This window comes from Shinella sp. NM-101 (assembly GCF_021401195.1).
Classification (GTDB): domain Bacteria; phylum Pseudomonadota; class Alphaproteobacteria; order Rhizobiales; family Rhizobiaceae; genus Shinella.
This window is the reverse complement of the sequence record NZ_JACBFT010000017.1, coordinates 1-20,704: the sequence shown is the minus strand read 5'-3', so window position 1 is coordinate 20,704 and position 20,704 is coordinate 1. Positions and strand designations below refer to the sequence as shown.

Genomic DNA, 20,704 nt, shown 5'->3' with positions numbered 1-20,704 from the left:
TTTGCGTCCGGAATTGCGTAGAAACAAAAGGATAGAGCATTTTCGCGATTCGAAGGAAAGCGGAAATGCTCTAGGGCTCAAGCCCTTGTGCAAAAAGGCCGCGGAAGAGCATTCCGCGGCCTTTGCTTTTCCAGGCGTTCGAACGGCGTCAGATCGCGTCCTGCCACTCCGCGAGCGCGGCAATCATGTCCGGCAGCTCGCTCATGCGCGAGATGACGGTTTCCGCGCCCGCTTCCGTCAGGCGGTCGGCATGGGAAGGATAGCTGTGCGAGGCGCCGGTGAAGCCGACGACGCGCATGCCGGCGGCCCGCGCCCCGGCGATGCCGTGCACCGAATCCTCGACCACCAGCGTGCGCGCCGGGTCGGCGCCGAACTGCTTGGCGCCGTGCAGGAAGATGTCCGGCTTCGGCTTCACCCGGTCGGGACCGAGGTCCTTCGCAGAATAGACATAGGGCCCGAACACCTCCCGCAGCCCGACCTTCGTCAGCATCATGTCGAGGCGGTGCGCGGCGGAATTCGAGCAGATGCAATAGGGCTTGCGCACGCGCGAGAGCATCGCCTTGACGCCATCGATGATCTTCACCTCCTGCGCGAGCCTGAGGTCGAGCAGCTTTTCCGACTTGTCGAGCAGGGAGGCCGAGAGCGGGATGGACGCCTCGCGCTCGATGGTGAGCAGGATATTGTGCCAGGTCATGCCGGCAAAGCGCTCGCCCATTTCCTCGGCGCCGATCGGATAGCCCGCATCCGTCAGCAGCGCCGATTCCACCTCCGCCGCGATGATTTCCGAATCGACCAGAACGCCGTCGCAGTCGAAGATGATGAGATCGAAACCGTTCATGAGCTGCTGTCTTTCGTAGGGGCGGTGCCGGCAGGGCCTGGAAAGGCCCGCATCTGGAACCGCGGAAGAACCGTGGGCGCACCCGCCCGTGAAGCCGCGGCTTCCCTACACGAAAGGGCGAATGCGGACAATTGCCGAATCGGGGAGGGAGCCATGCAGGACGCCGCAGAGCCGCGCCCGTCCGATGTCCGCGCGAACGGATTTTGCTTTTTCTCCAAACCTTTCAGCCTTTGGTAACCATCTTCGGTAACCATGAGCACCATCAAGTTCCGTTCCGAGTAAGCGTATCAGCGAGTAAAAAATGCCATCTGTTCTTTCGCTTGCAGACGTCTCCCGTTCGCCCCGCAAGAGCGGCTGGCTCGACACCATCATCAAGGGCGACTGCGTTGCCGCGCTCGAGGCGCTGCCCGACCAGTCCGTCGACGTCATCTTCGCCGATCCGCCGTACAATCTCCAGCTCGGCGGCGCGCTGCACCGCCCCGACCAGAGCCTTGTCGACGCCTGCGACGACGAATGGGACCAGTTCGCCTCCTTCGAGGCCTACGACGCCTTCACCCGCGCCTGGCTGCTCGCCTGCCGCCGGGTGCTGAAGCCCTCCGGCACGATCTGGGTCATCGGCTCCTACCACAACATCTTCCGCGTCGGCGCGACCCTGCAGGATCTCAATTTCTGGATCCTCAACGACATCGTCTGGCGCAAGACCAACCCGATGCCGAACTTCAAGGGCCGCCGCTTCCAGAACGCGCACGAGACGATGATCTGGGCGACCCGCGACCCGAAGGCCAAGGGCTATACCTTCAACTACGACGCCATGAAGGCCGCCAACGACGACGTGCAGATGCGCTCGGACTGGCTCTTCCCGATCTGCAACGGCGGCGAGCGGCTGAAGGACGCCGACGGCAAGAAGGTGCATCCGACGCAGAAGCCCGAAGCGCTTCTCGCCCGCATCCTGATGGCCTCCTCCAGGCCCGGCGACGTGGTGCTCGATCCCTTCTTCGGCTCCGGCACGACCGGCGCCGTCGCCAAGCGCCTCGGCCGCCACTTCGTCGGCATCGAGCGCGAGCAGGGCTATATCGACGCCGCCCGCGCACGCATCGATGCGGTCGAGCCGCTCGGCTCCGGCACCCTTTCCGTGATGAGCGGCAAGAAGGCCGAACCGCGCGTCGCCTTCAACACGCTGATCGAGAGCGGCCTCATCGCCCCCGGCACGGTGCTGACCGATGCCCGCCGCCGCCACAGCGCCATCGTGCGCGCCGACGGCACGCTCGCCTCGGGCAGCGACGCGGGCTCCATCCACCGCGTCGGCGCGAAGGTGCAGGGCCTCGATGCCTGCAACGGCTGGACCTTCTGGCACTATGCCGACGGCGCCGAGCTGAAGCCGATCGACGCGCTGCGCGCCGTCGTGCGCTCCGGCATGGCCGGCCTCGAATAATCCGGCGACGTCCGACCCTTCCTCCAGCCGCGGCCTCCGGTGTTCCCTGCACCGGGGGCTGTGGCTTTTGACATGGGCGTTCAGGCTGGATGAGGGGCGGCCAAAAAGTGCGCCACACCTCTCGTGCCCCGCATATTTCCGGTGCCGCGTTCAATCCGTGTTAACCATCGCCCGCTTAGTGTGATCGGGCAAACACATCAGGCCAAGCAACGGAAATCGTTGCGAAAGCCAGGGCCGATCAACCGGCCGGGCAGGCAGGATCTCGCTTTCCGGTTTTTGTACCTTCAGTCCCGGAAATGCGAAAACGCCCGGAGCCGCAAGGCTCCGGGCGTTTCGGTTTTCAGGCTCATATGAAGTGCGGTCACAGCGCGATGCCGTGCGCGGCAAGGTCGCTCTTCAGCTTTTCCGGGTCGGTGAACAGCACGGCGTTCCAGCCGGCAAGGCGCGCGCCGTCGACATTGGCCGGGGCGTCGTCGATGAAGAGCGTGTGCGCGGGCGAAAGGCCGAAGTCGCGGCTGTGCTTCTCGTAGATCGCAAGGTCCGGCTTGATGAGGCCGACCTCGCCCGAGACGGTGACGCCGCGCGGCATGTCGAGGAAGGGGAAGAGCTTGCGCGCCTCCCTGAACGTGTCGGCCGCGAAATTGGTCAGCATGGTGACGTCGCGCTCCTGCGAGATCAGCGTCTCCATGATCGCCACGCTCTCCACATAGGCGTGCGAGACCATCTCGTGCCAGTATTTGCGGAAGGCGCGGATATGCTCGATGCGGTCGGGAAACGCCTCGATCAGCAGCGCCTCGGCATCCTCCCATCCGCGCCCGCGGTCCTGCTCCAGGTTCCAGTCGTGCGTGCAGACATTGGTGAAGAACCAGTTGCGCTCCGCATCGTCCGGAATGAGCCGGGCGAAGGGGATATGCGGATCGTAATGGATCAGCACCCTGCCGATGTCGAAGACGATGTGTCGGATCTCGATGCTGCTCATGCTTTCCTCGCCTTTTGAAATGCGTCGGGTATGGCCTGTTTTATGGCCTTCTTCATGACGGTGGGCAGGGCCTCGCCGTCGAGCGTCTCCTTCGCCTGCCACCACCCGGCGCCGGCGCCCGCATCCCGCAAAACCATGGAACGGTAGACGCTGAGGCGCAACTCGAAATGCGTGAAGACATGGACGACGGTGCCGCAGGCCTGCCACGCGGCGGGAAAGGGCGCGGCGGAAACGCCCGTCTCGCCGTCGATCCGCGCCGTCCACGGGCTGCCCGGCACTTCCGTCATGCCGCCGAGAAGGCCGCTCTCCGCCCGCTTGCGCAGAAAGACGGCGCCGGTCTCGTCCTCGGCGATGAAGGCCGCGCCGAGCCGCACGGGCTTTTCCTTCCTCGCCGCCTTGCGCGGATAGAGTTCGGGATCCTCGCGCCCCAGCACCCGGCAGTCCGCATTGAGCGGACAGAGCGCGCAGGCCGGGCGGCGCGGCGTGCAGATCGTCGCGCCGAGATCCATCATCGCCTGGGCGAAGTCGCCCGGCCGGTCGTCCGGCGTCATCGCGGCCACCAGCGCGCGCATCTGCGGCTTTGCCGCCGGAAGCGGCGTCTCGATGGCGTGGAGGCGCGAGACGACGCGCTCGACATTGCCGTCGAGCACCGCGCTCCTGCGGTTGAAGGCGATGGCGGCGATGGCGGCGGCCGTATAGTCGCCGATGCCGGGCAGGGCCTTCAGGCCTTCCTCCGTATCGGGAAAGATGCCGCCATGCTCGAAGGCGACGGCTTCGGCGCATTTCTTGAGGTTGCGGGCGCGGGCGTAATAGCCGAGGCCCGCCCAGGACTTCATCACGTCCTCGTTGTCGGCGTTTGCGAGGTCCGTCACGGTCGGCCAGCGCGCGGTGAAGAGCGCGAAATAGGATTTGACCGCCTGCACGGTCGTCTGCTGCAGCATGACCTCGGAAAGCCAGATGCGGTAGGGATCGGGCGCGATCCCCCGCGCCGCCATCGGCGGGCTCACCCGCCACGGCAGGTCGCGGTGGTGCCGGTCGTACCAGGCAAGAATGAGGTCGGCAGGCGCCGCGGTCCGGTGGGTTTGGGTCATGAGGGCCTGAACGGGATCGGGGCGCTTCTTTTCGTGACGCAGCCGCGCGCAAAACCGCTGCACACTTTTGCTGGATTTGCTCTATAACTGGCGGAGTGGTCCGCGATGTTCAAGGTGCCTTGCGGACAAAAAGGAATATTTTCCCGTAAGGGGTAAAACGTGAACGCGAAAATGCCCGCACGCCAGTCGAGACGCGGTGTCGTCCAGATCAGCGAGGTCGCCAACGGCCTCATAGATCCGGTGCTGGCCAAGCGCGCCGGCATCAACACGATGCTGCTCGGCTCGTGGGAGGAGATCGCCGGCGCCGAATTCGCCGAATGCACGCGGCCCGAGCGCATCGCCTGGCCGCGCCGCGCCTCTGAAATGGCGGGCGAGGGGGGCGGCCACCAGCCCGGCGTGCTGACGATCGCCTGCGAGGGCGCGCGCGCGCTCTTCCTCAGCCACCAGCAGGGCGAGATCATCCAGCGCATCAACGGCTTCTTCGGTTTTCCCGCCGTCAACCAGGTCAGGATCGTGCAGAAGCCGGTGACCGTCCATATGCCTCATCGTGCACGCCCGCGTCCGCTGACGGGCGCGGCGGCGCGCCATCTCGACGAGCTCGTCGACGGCATCGAGGGCGAAGCGCTGAAGGCCGCGCTCAAACGCCTCGGCACGGCCGTGCTCGGGCGGCGGCGCTGATCATCGAACGGTCACATTTCTTTGAAGTTACTGGCCTCCACACCGCTTGTTCCCGCCCCAAAGCAGGTATAACGGGGGTGGCTGAAGCAATTCGAGGAAAAGTGTCCCGCGGTTTTTCTCCCGACATTGCGGCAACGACGAGAATTCTACATCCCTTCCGACAGGAGAGACCATGTCCCTTTCCGAAATGAGCCTGATGAAGCGCCTCCTGACCGGCGTCGCCGTGGCGGCGCTCGCCGTGACGCTCGCCGCCTGCTCCGACGAGAAGAAGGAGGAGACCGCCAAGGCTTCCGAAACCACGACCAGCGAAACCGCAAGCGCAACGCCCGCTCCGGCCACGACGAGCGAGACCACCGCCGCGACGACCGAAACGGCGCAGGCCCCGGCCGCCGAAACCAGGTCCGTCGAGCTTCCCTCCTCCGAGGGCAGCGTCGACATGGCGGAGGTGCTGAAGGCCGGCGCCCTGCCGGACATGGCGCTCGGCGAGGCGAACGCCCCGGTCACCATCGTCGAATACATGTCGACGACCTGCCCGCATTGCGCCGCCTTCCACAACAACACCTTCGACGCCATCAAGACGAAGTATGTCGACAGCGGCAAGGTGCGCTTCATCGTGCGCGAGTTCCCGTTCGATCCGCGCGCGGCGGCCGCCTTCATGCTGGCGCGCTGCAACCCGCAGGACACGACGAAGCTCAACGAGGCCGCGCAGTATTTCCCGATGATCTCCATGCTGATGAAGCAGCAGGAGACCTGGGCCGCCGCGCAGGACGGCCGCGAAGCGCTGCTGCAGATGTCCAAGCTTGCCGGTTTTACACAGGAGAGCTTCCAGGCCTGCTTGACGAACCAGAAGCTTCTGGATGATGTGAACGCGGTACGCGAACGCGGTGCCAAGGAATTCGGTGTTGCAGCGACCCCGACCTTCCTGATCAACGGCAAGCGCTATTCGGGGGACATGTCGGTTGACACCATGTCGGCCCTCATCGACAGCATGCTCTGATCCTTCGACCGGATTTTCGGCGGGCGACGGCGGAAGCCGTGCGCCCGCTTTTCATTGGTCGGTGGCGTCCGTCCTCATGGGTGCCGCATGAAATTCACCAAGCTCCGCCTCCTCGGCTTCAAGTCCTTCGTCGAACCCACCGAATTCGTCATCGAGCGGGGCCTGACCGGCGTCGTCGGGCCGAACGGCTGCGGCAAGTCGAATCTCGTCGAGGCGCTGCGCTGGGTGATGGGGGAGAACTCCTACAAGAACATGCGCGCGTCCGGCATGGACGACGTCATCTTCTCCGGCTCCGGCAACCGCCCGGCGCGCAACACCGCCGAAGTCGGCCTCTATCTCGACAATTCCGACCGCACCGCGCCCGCCGCCTTCAACGGCGAGGACGAGATCCAGGTGACGCGCCGCATCGAGCGCGAGAACGGCTCGATCTACCGCATCAACGGCAAGGAGGCGCGCGCCAAGGATGTGCAGCTCCTCTTCGCCGACGCCTCGACCGGCGCCCGTTCGCCCTCCATGGTGGGGCAGGGCCGCATCGGCGAACTCATCCAGGCGAAGCCCCAGGCCCGCCGCCAGCTTCTCGAAGAGGCCGCCGGCATTTCCGGGCTCCATTCCCGCCGCCACGAGGCGGAGCTGCGCCTGCGCGCCGCCGAGACCAATCTCGAACGGCTCGAAGACGTCACCTCGCAGCTCGACAGCCAGATCGAGAGCCTGAAGCGCCAGTCGCGCCAGGCGAACCGCTTCAAGGCGCTCTCGGCCGACATCCGTCGCCACGAGGCGATGCTGCTGCATATCCGCTGGGCGCAGGCCAAGGAGGCCGAGGGCGAGGCGGAAAGCCAGCTCAACCAGGCGACCTCGCTCGTCGCCGAGCGCGCCAATGCGCAGATGCAGGCGGCCAAGGACCAGGCCGTTGCCAGCCTGAAGCTGCCGGAACTGCGCGAGAACGAGGCCAAGCTCGCCGCCGTGCTCCAGCGCCTGCAGATCGCCCGCGCACAGCTCGAAGAGGATTCCGCCCGCCTCCTGCGCCGCCGCGACGAACTCACCCGCCGCCTCGCCCAGCTCGCCGAGGACATTTCCCGCGAGGAACGCATGGTGGCCGACAATGCCGCCGTGCTGGAGCGGCTGGCGGCGGAGGAGGAGGAGATCGGCGAGATCCTCGCCGAGGCCGACGAGCGCGCCGAGGCCGCCCGCGAGACGATGGACGAGGCCGCCGCGAAACTCTCCGAAAGCGAAGCCGCCCTTGCCGCCGTCACCGCCGAGCGTGCGGAGGCGCAGGCCGTGCGCAACCAGCTCGAAAAGGCGATCCGCGATCTTTCGGAGCGCCATCTCCGCCTCGGCCAGCAGCTCGATGCGCAGGCGCGCGAGCTTGAGGAGATGGATGTGCGCATCGCCGCGCTTCCCGACCCGGAGGAGCGCCGCGCGGCCGTGCAGTCCGCCGAGGAGGCGCTGGAGGCGGCCGGCGACATGCTCGTCGCCGTCGAGGAAGCCCTGGAAGAAGCCCGCTTCAACGAATCGGCCCTGCGCGGCCCGGTCGATGCCGCCCGCGCGCGCCTTGCCGGCATCGAGACGGAAGCCCGCACCATCCGCCGCATGCTGGAGGCCGGTGCTGCCGGCGGTTCCTTCGCCCCCGTCGTGGAGGAGGTCGATGTCGACCGCGGCTATGAAACCGCGCTCGGCGCCGCGCTCGGCGACGATCTCGATTCGCCCGCGGATGTGGATGCGCCCGTGCACTGGCGGCAATCCGGCGACGCCTCGGGCGACGCCGCCCTGCCGGACGGCGTGCCCGCGCTGATTACCCATGTCCGTGCGCCAAAAGTCCTGCACCGCCGCCTCGCCCAGATCGGCATTGCGCCAAGCGTGGAGCAGGCGCTGTCGCTCCTGCCGAAGCTGAGGCCCGGCCAGCGGCTCGTCACCCGCGAGGGCGCGGTCTTCCGCTGGGACGGCCACGTCACCGGCGCCGATGCGCCGAGCGCCGCCGCCCTTCGCCTCGAACAGAAGAACCGCCTTTCCGAACTCGAAACCGAGGCGGAAGACGCCCGCGCGGCGCTCGCCGAAGCGGAAGCCGATCTTGCCCGCGCCACTGAAGCGATCCGCGCCGAGACGCAGCGCCAGCAGGCGGCGCGCGAGGCCCAGCGGAACGCCACCCGCACGCTGGCCGAAGCGCGCGAGGCGCTGGAAGCGGCCGAGCGCGCCTCCGGCGACCTCATCCGCCGCCGCGCCGTGCTCTCGGAAACGCGCGCGCAGATCGAAACCCAGGTCGAGGAAGCGGCGCAATCGCTGGAGGATGCCCGCGCCGCGCTGGAAGACGCCCCCGACCTCGCCGATCTCGACCTGCGCCTGCGCACCCACACGATGGATGTGGCGACCGACCGCGCGACGCTCGCCGAGGCCCGCGCCGCCCACGACGGCCTTGCCCGCGAGATGGCCGACCGCCGCCGCCGCCTCATGGCCATCTCGGCCGAGCGCGAGACGTGGCGGAGCCGCGCCGCCAATGCGCAAGGCCACATCGCCACCCTGCGCGAGCGCGAAGGCGAGGCCCGCGAGGAGATGGAAGAGCTCGCCGAGGCTCCCGACGAGATCGAGGAAAAGCGCCGTGAGCTCCTGACCGGCCTCACCAATGCCGAGGCCGCCCGCCGCGAAGCCGCCGATGCCCTCCAGGAAGCCGAGAACCGCCAGCGCGAGGCCGACCGCCTCGCCGCGACCGCCCTCTCGCAGCTCGCCGAGGCCCGCGAGACGCGCGGGCGCGCGGAAGAGCGCCTCGTCTCCGCCCGCGAGCGCCGCGTCGAGGGCGAGGCGCGCATCCGCGAGGCGCTGTCCTGCGCGCCGCACGAGGCCCTGCGCCTCACCGGCCACCCCGCCGACGCCCCGCTGCCCGACCCGCGCGAGCGCGAACGGGAGCTCGACCGGCTGAAGATGGAGCGCGAACGGCTCGGCGCCGTCAACCTGCGCGCCGAGGAGGAGCAGAAGGAACTCACCGAGAAGCTCGACGCCCTCGTCGCCGAGCGGGAAGACATCATCGAGGCGATCCGCAAGCTGCGCTCGGCCATCCAGAGCCTCAACCGCGAAGGCCGCGAGCGCCTGCTTGCCGCCTTCGATGTCGTCAACGTGCAGTTCCAGCGCCTTTTCACCCATCTCTTCGGCGGCGGCACGGCGGAGCTGCAGCTCATCGAGAGCGACGACCCGCTCGATGCCGGCCTCGAAATCCTCGCCCGCCCGCCCGGCAAGAAGCCGCAGACCATGACGCTGCTGTCCGGCGGCGAGCAGGCGCTGACGGCCATGGCCCTGATCTTCGCCGTCTTCCTCACCAATCCCGCGCCGATCTGCGTGCTGGACGAGGTGGACGCGCCGCTCGACGACCACAATGTCGAACGCTACTGCAACCTGATGGACGAGATGGCGGCCTCCACCGAGACCCGCTTCGTCATCATCACCCATAACCCCATCACCATGGCCCGCATGAACCGCCTCTTCGGCGTCACCATGGCCGAGCAGGGCGTTTCGCAGCTCGTGTCGGTGGACCTGCAGACGGCGGAGCAGTTGCGCGAAGCCTCCTGAGCCCATGGAACAAAAGCCCGTCCAATGCATTAGTCAGCGCCTGCGCGATCCCGCAGGCGACAATGCAATCGGGGACCAAACGTGAACAGAAACGCACTTTACATGATCATCGGCGCCCTCATCGTCGTGGTGGCCGGCTTTTCCTATTATGCCTGGCAGCAGGAGAAGAAGCCTGACGGCGTGGAGATCCAGTTGAACGAGCAGGGCCTTTCCATCCAGGAAAACTGAGCCGACCGCTGAAGCCGTGTTCCGCCGGGACGCGGCTTTCATCGTCCTCGCGTTATGTTGCATTGCCGTCGCAAAATTGATGCGTTGCAGCAAAATTCCCTTCGCGCCGCGTTTTCAAAGGGATGCAGTTCCTGTAGATTGTGCGCACGCATTTGGGAGGCGTCGATGGAGAAGTGGGTCTATACCTTTGGGGGAGGCCGTGCCGAAGGCAGCGCGGGCGATCGCAACCTGCTCGGCGGCAAGGGCGCGAACCTTGCCGAGATGTGCAATCTCGGCCTGCCGGTGCCGCCGGGGCTCACCATCGTCACCTCCGCCTGCAACCATTACTACGAGAACGGCCGCACGCTGCCCGAAGGCCTGAAGGACCAGGTCCGCGACGGGATCCGCCTTATGGAGGCGACCACCGGCCGCGCCTTCGGCGACACGACGAAGCCGCTGCTGCTCTCCGTGCGCTCCGGTGCCCGCGCCTCCATGCCCGGCATGATGGACACCGTGCTCAACCTCGGCCTCAACGACCGGACGGTCGAGGCGCTCGGCCACGACGCGGGCGACGCGCGCTTCGCCTGGGACAGCTACCGCCGCTTCATCCAGATGTACGGCGACGTCGTCATGGGCCTCGACCACGAGGTCTTCGAGGAAATCCTGGAAGACGAGAAGGGCCGGCTCGGCCACGAGCAGGACACCGAGCTCTCCGCCGTCGAGTGGCAGCATGTCATCGCCCGCTACAAGCAGGTGATCGAGGAGGAACTGGGCGAGGAATTCCCGCAGGACCCGGAAGTCCAGCTCTGGGGCGCCATCGGCGCCGTCTTCGCAAGCTGGATGAACGCCCGCGCCGTCACCTACCGCACACTGCACAACATCCCCGCCGTCTGGGGCACCGCCGTCAACGTCCAGGCCATGGTCTTCGGCAATCTCGGCAATTCCTCGGCCACGGGCGTCGCCTTCACGCGCAACCCCTCAACGGGCGAGAACAAGCTCTACGGCGAGTTCCTCGTCAATGCGCAGGGCGAGGATGTCGTCGCCGGCATCCGCACGCCGCAGAACATCACCGAGGAGGCACGCCTTGCCTCCGGCTCCGACCGGCCGTCGCTGGAAAAGCTGATGCCGGAGGCCTTCGCCGAATTCCGCGACATCTGCGAGCGGCTGGAACGCCACTACCGCGACATGCAGGATCTCGAATTCACCATCGAGCGCGGCAAGCTCTGGATGCTCCAGACCCGCTCGGGCAAGCGCACCGCCAAGGCGGCGCTGAAGATCGCCGTCGACATGGCGACGGAGGGCATGATCAGCGAGGGCGAGGCCGTCTCGCGCATCGATCCCGCCTCGCTCGACCAGCTCCTGCATCCGACCATCGATCCGCGCGCGCGCCGCGACGTCATCGGCTCGGGCCTGCCCGCTTCGCCCGGCGCGGCGACCGGCGAGATCGTCTTCACCTCGGAAGAGGCGGTCAGGGCGGAGGAGGAGGGCCGCAAGGTCATCCTCGTGCGCATCGAGACGAGCCCGGAGGACATCCACGGCATGCACGCCGCCGAAGGCATCCTCACCACGCGCGGCGGCATGACCAGCCACGCGGCGGTGGTGGCGCGCGGCATGGGCACCCCTTGCGTCTCCGGCGCCGGCACGCTGCGCGTCGACCTGCGCAACGAACTGCTGGTCGCGCAAGGGCTGACGCTCAGGAAGGGCGACGTCATCACCATCGACGGCTCCTCCGGCCAGGTCCTGAAGGGCGAGATCCCCATGCTCCAGCCGGAGCTTTCCGGCGATTTCGGCCGCATCATGGAATGGGCCGACCGCACGCGCCGCATGAAGGTGCGCACCAATGCCGAGACGCCTGCGGATGCCCGCGCGGCACGCTCCTTCGGCGCCGAGGGCATCGGCCTCTGCCGCACCGAGCACATGTTCTTCGAGGGCGCGCGCATCAACGTGATGCGCGAGATGATCCTCGCCGAGGACGAGGCCGGCCGAAGGGCCGCGCTTGCCAAGCTGCTGCCCATGCAGCGCTCGGACTTCGCCGAGCTCTTCGAGATCATGCACGGCCTCCCGGTGACGATCCGCCTGCTCGACCCGCCGCTGCACGAATTCCTGCCGAAGAGCGACGAGGAGATCGCCGAGGTCGCCGCCGCCCTTGCCATCGACGAATCCGTGCTGCGCCGCCGCGTCGACACGCTGCACGAGTTCAACCCCATGCTCGGCCATCGCGGCTGCCGCCTGGCGATCTCCTATCCCGAGATCGCCGAGATGCAGGCCCGCGCCATCTTCGAGGCCGCGACGGAAGCGGCCAAGGCGACGGGCGCCGCCGTCGTGCCGGAGATCATGGTGCCGCTGGTCGGCCTCAAGGCGGAACTGGACTATGTGAAGGCCCGCATCGAGGCGGTGGCCAGGGCGGTGATTTCCGAGAGCGGCGTGCCGATCGACTATCTCGTCGGCACGATGATCGAGCTGCCGCGCGCCGCGCTGCGCGCCCATGTCATCGCCGAATCGGCCGAGTTCTTCTCCTTCGGCACCAACGACCTGACGCAGACGACCTTCGGCATCTCGCGCGACGACGCCTCGGCGTTCCTGTCGACCTATATCCAGAAGGGCATCGTCGAGCAGGACCCGTTCGTCCAGCTCGATTTCGATGGCGTTGGCGAACTCATCCGCATCGCCGCCGAGCGCGGCCGGCAGACCCGCAGCGACCTCAAGCTCGGCATCTGCGGCGAGCATGGCGGCGATCCGGCCTCGATCCGCTTCTGCGAGGATGCGGGGCTGGACTACGTGTCGTGCTCGCCCTTCCGCGTGCCGATCGCGCGGCTCGCCGCCGCGCAGGCCGCCTTCAGCGGCGGCAAGGCCTGATGCCCGGGCCGGTCAGTGCCGGCGCTCGCGCACGATGATGACCGGTGGCGGCATGTAGAGCGCGTCGCGGCTTGCCCGGCGCAGCGATGCCCGGCGGTCGAGGTCGATGCGCTGCAGGCACTCGGCAAAGGCGTCGGTGCGCGGGCGGAAGCCGTAACCGACGCAGCGGTTCTCGTCCGCCATGCGGGCTTCCTCCGCCGTCTGGCAGCCCGCGACGACGAGGGCGGTGACGGCAAGGGCGGCTAGTCTTTGGAACATCGTGGACATGTCGGCTCCGGACGGTCTGTTGCGTGCCATGGAGATAGGCCGCGACGGGCGCGCCGGCAAGACGTCGAGCGGTCTCCATGGACGCGATTTTGCATCCCGTAGCGTCGCGCGGAGAGCCGGCTGCTTCCTGTTCGAAATCGCCCTAGATGCGCTGCAGCACGTCGACGAAGGCCTCCGCGAAGCGTTTCAGGCCCTCGGTCTGCTCGTCGGGATTTTCCACCCGCACGGCCGCGCCTTCCGCATCGAGCAGGGCGAACACCACGGAGAGCGCGCCGTCCTCGCTGTTCGGCACGCGCAGCGCCGCGATGCGCAGGCAGTCTTCCGCAAGGCCGGAGGCGGGCAGGTCGAAGAGGAAATCGCCGCCGACCTGGTCCGCCGCATTGCGCACGGCATCGGCGAAGCTCTCCGCGTCGCCGGAAAATCCGTCGAGCGAAAGTTCGAGTTCCAGAAGCTCCAGGGGGAGGGCGGGTTCGCCAGCATTGCTGGCAACAGGTGTGTCGGCGGCTGTCTGCGTCGGCAACATCGTCTTGCTCCTAGATCAATTCCGGCAGTCCTGCGAAGCGGCCTCGTCCGCAGGCGCGTGAATCGGATACCCCCGTTTATGAAAACTCGTTAACGAGCGTGGCAAATTTGCGGCACGCAAGAATTTTCGTTCTCGTCCCGGCGAAAACCCCTGCCATGGTGACGCACCGGGCCGGTGGAAAATCCCGCCCCTTTGCGCTAGGGAGAAAGGGCGGCAGCGGCGCCGCGAGCATCCGGTGAGGCCATGGCGATCACGATCCAGTACGAACGGCCCGTTTCCCATGCGGCGCACTGGGCCCGGCGGCTCTCGCTTTTTTCCTGCCTGCTGTTCGTCGCCGTCGTGCTGTCGCATCGCTTCGGCCCGCTGACCACGCCGCATTTCCTCGCGCTGGCCGGTTTCGCCTCGATGACGGCGGCGCTGGCGGTGGTGCTCGCGGCGATCGGCCTTGCACGCCTGTGGCAGGTCGGCGCGCGGGGCGGCAAGGCTTCGCTCGCGGCGCTGCTTTTCGCGCTGCTGCCGCTCGGCGTCGCGGCGGCGGCGCTCTATTCCTATTTCTACAAGCCGGCCCTCTACGACGTGACGACGGACACCGTTTCCGTCCCGCCCTGGCTTGCCGTGCCCTCGGCCGAGCAGGACTGGCTGCCGCGCGCGGCCATGGTGACGCCGCGCGACCGCGAGGTGCAGCTCGAAGCCTATCCCGGCCTTTCCGGCCGGCGCTACGAGGGCGCGCTCGACCGCGTCCACCAGGGCGCGCGCAAGGTCGCTGCCGCCTATGGCATCGCGATCACCGCCGAGGACGGCCTCGACAACATCCTCGCCGATCTCGAGGACCTCGTTGTGGACCCGAACAAGGTGGCGCGCAGCGCCGAGGCGCTCGGCGAGGTGCCGATCCCCGAGGCCCGCCCGCTCGAAACGCCGCTGGCGCCGCATGTCGCCGGCAGCGGCGACGTGCTCCTGCAGGGCGAGTGGCGCTCGCCGGTCTTCGGCTTCCGCTTCGATGTGGTGATCCGCCTGCGCGAGGAGGCGGAGACGACGCTGGTCGACATGCGCGCTGCCTCGCGTTACGGGCCGCACGATCTCGGCATCGGTGCCGAACTCGTGGAAGGCTATCTCAAGGCGCTCGACGCCGAACTGCTCGGCATCGCAGGCGACTGATCAGAGCCCCGGCGCGGGGAAGTAGAGCCCATGGAGCGACGGCGGCCCCTCGGTGACGACCTCGCCGCGCGCCACGAGGTCCTCCAGATGCGCCAGCACGGAGAGCGCCGCCGCGCCATGCAGGCGCGGATCGGTCTCGCGGTAGATCACCTTCACCATATCAGCGATCAGCCGGTCGCCGGCGCGGATGCGCTGGAGGACCGCCCGCTCGCGCATGCGCCGGTGCGTGCGCAGCCCGCGCAGGAACGAGGCGGGTTCCTTCACCGGCCCGCCGTGGCCCGGAAAGTAGATGCGGTCGTCCCGTTCCAGCAGCCGCTCCAGCGAGGCCATGTAGTCCGCCATCGCCCCGTCGGGCGGCGCGACGATGGTGGTGGCCCAGGCCATCACATGGTCTGCGGAAAAGACGATGCCGTCAGGCCCGTCGAGCGCGAAGGCGGCGTGGTTGGCGGTGTGGCCGGGGGTCAGCAGCGCCGTCAGCGCCCAGCCGTCGCCCTCGACCGTCTCGCCCTCGCCGAGCGCGATGTCGGGCACGAAATCCGTGTCCGCGCTTTCGGCGAAGGGGTTTTTCTCCCCGGCATGGAGCGGCCGCGCCGCGCGGTGCGGCCCTTCGGCGACGATCAGCGCGCCCGTCTGCGCCTTGAGGCGGCGGGCGAGCGGGGAATGGTCGCGATGCGTGTGGCTGACGGCGATATGCGTCACCTCGCGCCCGGCAAGCGCCTGCATCAGCGCCCGGAAATGCGCCTCGTCCTCCGGCCCCGGATCGATCACCGCCACCGAACGGTCGCCGACGATGTAGCTGTTCGTGCCGTGGAAGGTGAAGGGGCTCGGGTTGTTGACGGTGATGCGCTGCACGCGCGGGGCCACCGGCACGGCCTCGCCATAGGCCGGCTGGAAGGCGAGGTCGAAGCGCGGGGCGTCCTGCCTGGCGGCGCTCACGGCAGCGTCACTTGTATTCGATTTCGATGAAGCTCATCGGCTTGTCGCCGCCATTGACGACATTGTGCGCGATGCCCGCCTCGCGCCGGTAGACCGCGCCGGCCTTGGTGTGGACGCGCCGCTCTCCCGTCTCCTCCTCCAGGAGGAAGTCGCAGTCCGTCATCGGCACGACCACGTAGCCGAGCCCGTGCACATGATGGCCGGTATCGGCGCCGGGCTCGAAATCCCAGCGGGTCACGCGCACCACCTGGTCGTCGAGGAGGATCGTGGGCACGGCCGGCGGGCGGGCGCGGAACTGGGACATGGCGGCTCCTCGTCAGGAAAGCAGGATCTGGCCGGACCCTATCGCCGCGCCGCCCGCCTGCCAAGCGCGAAGACGGGCCCGCCGCGAAATCGCGCGGGACTGCGGACAATAATCGCAGCAAAGCGGAACATAGGCATTGTCCGCGCCCTCCCGCTTTGCTATCAGGCTCCCGCCGTGTTGGGGCGTCGCCAAGCGGTAAGGCACCGGTTTTTGGTACCGGCATTCCCAGGTTCGAATCCTGGCGCCCCAGCCAGCGCTTCCTTCTTCCAGTCAGAATCGCGGTTTTCCAGCACTTCCGAGTTAGCTGGGAATCGAATTCAGGGCACTGTCGTACAGGATTGTCTTACACGACTGTCGTACACAGCTGTCTTACGGGAAGGCGAACGAGGTCCTGCTCACCCTTTCAGAAAGGGTTCAGCATGACGGCAATTCAGCACGTCTTCAGACGCGGTTCGATCTACTGGTGGCGGCGGCGTTTACCGAATGGAACCGGAGCGCGTGCTTGGATGCGGCTCGAACTGAGCCTCAACACCAAGGAGATGGAACTGGCGAGGAGGATTGCGCCCGAGCTTGCGCTCGCCAGCGATCGTCTTTTGCCAGCCTTGAAAGCCAAGATGATTTCGACGGAAGACGCCAGGAGAATCCTGATCCAGGTCGCGAAAAAGCACAGCGACTATCTCGACTCCATCGCGCCCGGCCGTGACGCCCAGAAAAGCCGCCGGAGCGAGACCGCTTCCGCATGGGCCATCCGGCTATACGCGGCGCAGGGCGACAGCGCGGTTGTAGGTCCCGTGGAAGAACGCGAATTGCGCAAGGCCGGTCTCGACGACGATATGATCGACCGCGTCAGGACGAGTCTCGAATTCCACAGGGCATCCGGCTTCGCCCGTCCCGGCAGGCAGGAACTGGAAGGTATCCTGAAGCAGCACGGCATCCCGCTTGTCGACGGTCATTTCCGGGAGGCAGAATCAATCTACATGCGCGGTATGGCGGCAGCGCTCCTCAACACGGAGCGGCGTTGGTCCGGCGTGCGGGAAGACGATCTTGCACTTGTGCAGGCCGCGCTGTCGGCTCAGGTCGTGCTACCGACCGCAACAGCCGCGGCGGCGCCCTCTGCACGGCCGGTCCCCGAGCAATTTCCGCTGGCTGCGCAGACACCGGCCACAGCCTGCCCGGTCCTTAGCAGTGACCGTGTGCTCACCGATGGATGCAATGGCAACGGTCTCGGCTACGCGCTCGGATGCCGTCGGGACCTTCATCGTCCGCAGGTGTGGCGAGATCGGGAAAGGAATGATGTTGGAAATCAGTTGCGTCATGACAGACGTCTCCTCATCGCCTGTCCGAGGGACCAGGCGCAAAATAGTTCAGCAATGGAAAGAAGGAGTGGCCGGCGCGCTACAGGCTTGCCGCCCGCGGCGCTCGCGCAAAGCCTATCGACACGGGAAGCTGCGAGATGCGGACACTGTCCGAACCGCAGACATCGTCCTCACCGCAGTGGAGGTGCGGCGCTTTCCCGGCCTTGCCGCCGGCAGTCATCGTCATGCCGGCATCCCGTCGGCTGGTCAGCGCCGCGGACCAGTTCTCCTCGACCCGGCGCTGGAAGAGCTCGCGCAGATGCGCCATCACGCTGCCAGCGCCATCGACCTCGAGAAGATGGTCGAGATGGGAAAGCGGCCAGACGCCGCCGTCGATATCCGCCCGCTGGTTCTCGGCATTGAGAATGACGACGCGCACTTCCTTCGCACGAAGACGGCGATGCTCCTTGTAGAGCAGGTCCGGAACGACCAGCGCCGCTGCCAGCATCCTGTTTTTCAGTTCGGCGATGCGCGACAACTCGTACGAGCCGAGGCTGCGCTTCACGTCAATGAGATGCGCCACCTCAGTCCGTCTGTTCAGGATCAAGAGGTCGGGCGTGTAGGACTTGCGCCCGCCGCTGTCGGCGTCGAGGCTCAGCGAGCGGTAGAGACTGGGATCATTCATTTCGACCAGTTCGCTGGCGGCTTTCGTGACCGGCAGGCGCAGATTCTGCGTCAGCACGACAAGATCCGGATTGCGGCCGGCAACGAGACCGATGCCGCGCTCCAGCAATCTGCCTTCGGCGGCCGGCACGGCGCGGAGCACAGAGGTCACCTCCGTCATGCCGGTATCGAGCGCACGGCCGAGCGTATCGCGCGACAGGCCGGACGCGACGATCTCGTCGACGAGGGCTTCGAGGGAAGGCAGCAGGACCGCGAGGTCTGTGGCGTGGGAATAGGCGGGTGTTGCACCGCCGTCGGTGTTCAGGTTCATCAAGTCTCTCCTATCGAGGATCAGGATCGCCAGCACGGCGGACGCGGGTCCGCGAATGCGGAAATGATTTCCGCATCGACCGCTGTAAACTGACGATCGGTGCGATCAGCCGCGAACGCGCGACGGCGGCGCGGAATGGCAGGTTTCGACAGGAGGATGGAGAGAAGATGCTTCCACGCAGGAAGCGAAGCATTTAAGGATCAGCATAGCCCAAGGCCTTTCTTAACAAGGTTGCGGGTCAGGCCCTCGTTCGGTGTTGGCGCACCGGCGGGGGCCGCTAAGTGTCTGCAGGGGTTCCAGTTTCTGAGCGCCCGACTAGCATAGCCCGGGGGTTCCTTTCCGGCAAGAGATGGGAACACATCCGGAACGAATAGAGCTCCACTATGGTTAACATCGAACGCAGATATCATAGGGTGCGGTTGTGATAAGCCGCATAGCGTTCTTTTCGTGTTCATCCGACCTCTTGCGGCGCAACACCGGAAGCTTCTTTTTATTCCCGCATGTCCGAATCGTTCCAATCGGTCAGTGCGTCCCGGTCATTCGTCGATTAAGTTGGGATGTATGTGAATGATTCGGTCGTTCAATACCAACACGCATAATGGAACGAGCCCACGGCATGGAAATGATGCGGGAAGCCTAAGCCTCGACGGAGATGCGGATCAAAATTCGCGAGAGTAGGTATTTACCGGATTGAACGTGAAGCCCCCAGAACCCCTCACAATCAAACGTCGCGCCGATCATTACCGGCCAGATGTAGCTTAAACCGGATAGAGCTGCTTGTGGCAGTCCAACTGCAATTCTCGATACCTCTTCGCCGCTTGGGTTTGTGAGGCAGATCTGCAGTCCGCGCATGTGGCCAGGCTCAAGCTTTTCCCAACCGACTATGCAGATTATCGGCCATGCCGCGTCGTAAGGAACTTGGGGTACGTTGAAAGCCTCCCATGCACCGCCTAGTATGTGTAGCCGCCCTTGATAGAAGTCACATGTGGTAAATGGCATAAGAGTGGATACTTGAAAGCCGCCCTCGAGGTCTGCCGCAGTAATGGTGGCCCAATCGTCGGGAAGCCTGCCCGACTTGGCGCTTTTGCCGCCAGCAACGCGATATTCTCGAATCAGTTCCCCGGCTGCCGTTCTATGTCGGAGGACCGTATCACCGCCGGGCGACGGGTGTTGCCCCGGCTGTCGTGTGCTTTTCCCGCCCTCACCAATCTCGATACCGAAGACGTCACCCGGCTGCACTTCCACGGTGAATGACATACCGTCACCACCGTCCCCACCATCGCCGCCAATAGCACCCGGACCAACTGCTCCCCCGCCGCCGCCGCCAGATCCTGGCGCAGGTATACCGCCTGATATTAGAAAATATTCCAGTTCCTCCGGAGGCAACGGTTTTCCGTCTGCGTCTGTGATCCGCCCGCCATTTCCGCCGCGCCCCGCGCGTGCTCCGTCACCGATAGCACCGCCTCCACCTCCACCGGCGCCAGAGACCCGGCCGCCTTCGCCGCCTAGATGCACGATTGAGTCACGGATGGAAATCGTCGCGCCCTTGGATGCCAGCAACGCTTCGTCAGCCACTTTGCTTGTGATTGGCCAGCCTTCGCGTCGGCGTTGGTGTTCCGCTAGCTGTTCCTCCTTCCAAGTACGCAGGAGCTCTGCGGGATAGGAATGCAGCAATAGCGGGTCGTCGATGACGCTCGCGTGTGCGATGCACATCAGGACAAGGTTCTCCACGGATCGGTTTCGCTCGCTCGTCTGGTGAGCGTCCCATCTGGGGCCACCCTCGCTGCGAGCGCAGATGTGGCAGATTCGAGAGTTCAATACCCAAGTTCCGGATACAGGATCTTCCCGAAAGAGAGGTTCATTACAGCTAGGAAAGGCGCACGTAAATGCTCTGGCGTAGAGCTGCTTAACGACCGAGTTTGTGGGCGGTTGGTGCTCAAAGGCCATGGGCAGTTCACGGATCTCTTAGAACTCAGAATCAATCTAGCGGTTCAGGTACCAAAGTACATACTGAAGTGAAGCGTGTCATACGGGGGCCGGACGCACCGCCCATGAGGACGTTCCGAACTGCCGCCATGGACCAGAAACTGCGACAAACGCCCGAATTTGGCGGTCGTATTCGCAGTCCCGCGATCAAGAGCGAACTTTATGACATTGAAATCAATGTATAACGGCAGCGAAATACGGTTTTATCCGCGATTCGAGAAATTATCGGCAATCCGCCAATTGTTCGCTTCATAGCCAAAGGGCGAGTAGTGATAAAAAAAACTGGGTACAACCCTGCGGTGGGGGAGCGCTGCAAACTTGCAATCCGCTGTGACATAATTCACAACTCTGTGAATATGCCGAAGTAATCGGGGCTGAGGATGGTGACCGGGTTCAATATGACGACACGATTTCTTGCCCTCGAACCTTGCCATTCCCTGCTCCCCAGATACTCCGCCCCAATGCGCGCGCATCATCCTGTTGCCCTGGGCAATGTCCCGGATCAGCGCCCTTGAGACAGAACTGGTTTAGTTGAGAAGAGAGGATTTTCGGCTCATCGTAGCTCTATCAAAGGAAGCGAAGATGAGACAGAAATCCGGGCCGCAGTCGTCAGC

The 20,704-nt window shown here is 65.8% G+C and carries 17 protein-coding genes and 1 tRNA gene; 8 read left to right on the top strand and 10 right to left on the bottom strand.

Annotated features, from left to right (window positions below):
- Positions 1-148: 148 nt before the first annotated feature.
- The gene (locus L0976_RS23350; protein WP_234189406.1) at positions 149-838 is read right to left on the bottom strand and encodes an HAD family phosphatase; all 690 of its coding nucleotides are present in this window, start codon (positions 836-838) and stop codon (positions 149-151) included.
- A 301-nt stretch (positions 839-1,139) separates the two neighbouring features.
- Between L0976_RS23350 and L0976_RS23345 the strand changes: the two genes are divergently transcribed.
- Complete coding sequence (locus tag L0976_RS23345; RefSeq protein WP_203318124.1) at positions 1,140-2,270, top strand: site-specific DNA-methyltransferase; 1,131 nt, start codon at positions 1,140-1,142, stop codon at positions 2,268-2,270.
- A 361-nt stretch (positions 2,271-2,631) separates the two neighbouring features.
- Here the strand turns inward: L0976_RS23345 and L0976_RS23340 are convergent, their stop codons facing one another.
- Entirely contained in the window at positions 2,632-3,249 is a 618-nt protein-coding gene (locus L0976_RS23340) for an HAD family phosphatase (RefSeq protein WP_234189405.1), read from the bottom strand.
- The gene (gene mutY, locus L0976_RS23335; protein WP_234189404.1) at positions 3,246-4,340 is read right to left on the bottom strand and encodes an A/G-specific adenine glycosylase; all 1,095 of its coding nucleotides are present in this window, start codon (positions 4,338-4,340) and stop codon (positions 3,246-3,248) included. The genes L0976_RS23340 and mutY overlap by 4 nt, the downstream gene beginning before the upstream one ends.
- 171 nt (positions 4,341-4,511) lie before the next feature.
- Here mutY and L0976_RS23330 point away from each other — a divergent pair, with 171 nt between their 5' ends.
- The 5 genes from L0976_RS23330 to ppdK all read left to right on the top strand — a co-directional run bounded on the left by L0976_RS23330 (position 4,512) and on the right by ppdK (position 12,630).
- Complete coding sequence (locus L0976_RS23330) at positions 4,512-5,018, top strand: DUF721 domain-containing protein (protein WP_234189461.1); 507 nt, start codon at positions 4,512-4,514, stop codon at positions 5,016-5,018.
- A 172-nt stretch (positions 5,019-5,190) separates the two neighbouring features.
- Positions 5,191-6,015 carry a DsbA family protein gene (locus tag L0976_RS23325; RefSeq protein ID WP_234189403.1) on the top strand — a complete coding sequence of 275 codons (825 nt, stop codon included), beginning with the start codon at positions 5,191-5,193 and terminating at the stop codon, positions 6,013-6,015.
- An 87-nt stretch (positions 6,016-6,102) separates the two neighbouring features.
- Positions 6,103-9,567: a chromosome segregation SMC family protein gene (locus L0976_RS23320; protein WP_234189402.1), complete on the top strand. Its 3,465-nt coding sequence runs from the start codon at positions 6,103-6,105 to the stop codon at positions 9,565-9,567.
- A gap of 81 nt (positions 9,568-9,648) precedes the next feature.
- Positions 9,649-9,795: a hypothetical protein gene (locus L0976_RS23315; RefSeq protein ID WP_203318129.1), complete on the top strand. Its 147-nt coding sequence runs from the start codon at positions 9,649-9,651 to the stop codon at positions 9,793-9,795.
- Positions 9,796-9,960: 165 nt separating this feature from the next.
- Entirely contained in the window at positions 9,961-12,630 is a 2,670-nt protein-coding gene (gene ppdK, locus L0976_RS23310) for a pyruvate, phosphate dikinase (RefSeq protein WP_234189401.1), read from the top strand.
- Between the two features lie 12 nt (positions 12,631-12,642).
- On the opposite strand, the gene L0976_RS23305 is transcribed toward ppdK, so the two are convergent.
- Positions 12,643-12,897, bottom strand: a complete 255-nt coding sequence (locus L0976_RS23305; RefSeq protein WP_203318131.1) for a hypothetical protein — start codon at positions 12,895-12,897, stop codon at positions 12,643-12,645.
- Between the two features lie 142 nt (positions 12,898-13,039).
- The gene (locus L0976_RS23300; RefSeq protein WP_234189400.1) at positions 13,040-13,420 is read right to left on the bottom strand and encodes a hypothetical protein; all 381 of its coding nucleotides are present in this window, start codon (positions 13,418-13,420) and stop codon (positions 13,040-13,042) included.
- A 243-nt stretch (positions 13,421-13,663) separates the two neighbouring features.
- Here L0976_RS23300 and L0976_RS23295 point away from each other — a divergent pair, with 243 nt between their 5' ends.
- The gene (locus L0976_RS23295) at positions 13,664-14,575 is read left to right on the top strand and encodes a DUF1499 domain-containing protein (protein WP_255696154.1); all 912 of its coding nucleotides are present in this window, start codon (positions 13,664-13,666) and stop codon (positions 14,573-14,575) included.
- Here the strand turns inward: L0976_RS23295 and L0976_RS23290 are convergent, their stop codons facing one another.
- Together L0976_RS23290 and L0976_RS23285 are read right to left on the bottom strand one after the other, a co-directional pair.
- A complete protein-coding gene (locus L0976_RS23290; RefSeq protein WP_234189399.1) occupies positions 14,576-15,511 on the bottom strand; it encodes an MBL fold metallo-hydrolase in 936 nt (311 codons plus the stop codon). It lies immediately after the preceding gene.
- A gap of 7 nt (positions 15,512-15,518) precedes the next feature.
- Positions 15,519-15,815: a cupin gene (locus L0976_RS23285; protein ID WP_203318134.1), complete on the bottom strand. Its 297-nt coding sequence runs from the start codon at positions 15,813-15,815 to the stop codon at positions 15,519-15,521.
- A gap of 178 nt (positions 15,816-15,993) precedes the next feature.
- Between L0976_RS23285 and L0976_RS23280 the strand changes: the two genes are divergently transcribed.
- A tRNA-Gln gene (locus L0976_RS23280) sits at positions 15,994-16,068 on the top strand.
- A gap of 499 nt (positions 16,069-16,567) precedes the next feature.
- On the opposite strand, the gene L0976_RS23275 is transcribed toward L0976_RS23280, so the two are convergent.
- The 3 genes from L0976_RS23275 to L0976_RS23265 all read right to left on the bottom strand — a co-directional run bounded on the left by L0976_RS23275 (position 16,568) and on the right by L0976_RS23265 (position 19,817).
- A complete protein-coding gene (locus L0976_RS23275; protein WP_234189398.1) occupies positions 16,568-16,768 on the bottom strand; it encodes a hypothetical protein in 201 nt (66 codons plus the stop codon).
- Positions 16,769-17,210: 442 nt separating this feature from the next.
- Positions 17,211-18,104, bottom strand: a complete 894-nt coding sequence (locus L0976_RS23270) for a hypothetical protein (RefSeq protein WP_234189397.1) — start codon at positions 18,102-18,104, stop codon at positions 17,211-17,213.
- A gap of 636 nt (positions 18,105-18,740) precedes the next feature.
- Entirely contained in the window at positions 18,741-19,817 is a 1,077-nt protein-coding gene (locus L0976_RS23265) for a hypothetical protein (RefSeq protein WP_234189396.1), read from the bottom strand.
- Between the last annotated feature and the right edge of the window lie 887 nt (positions 19,818-20,704).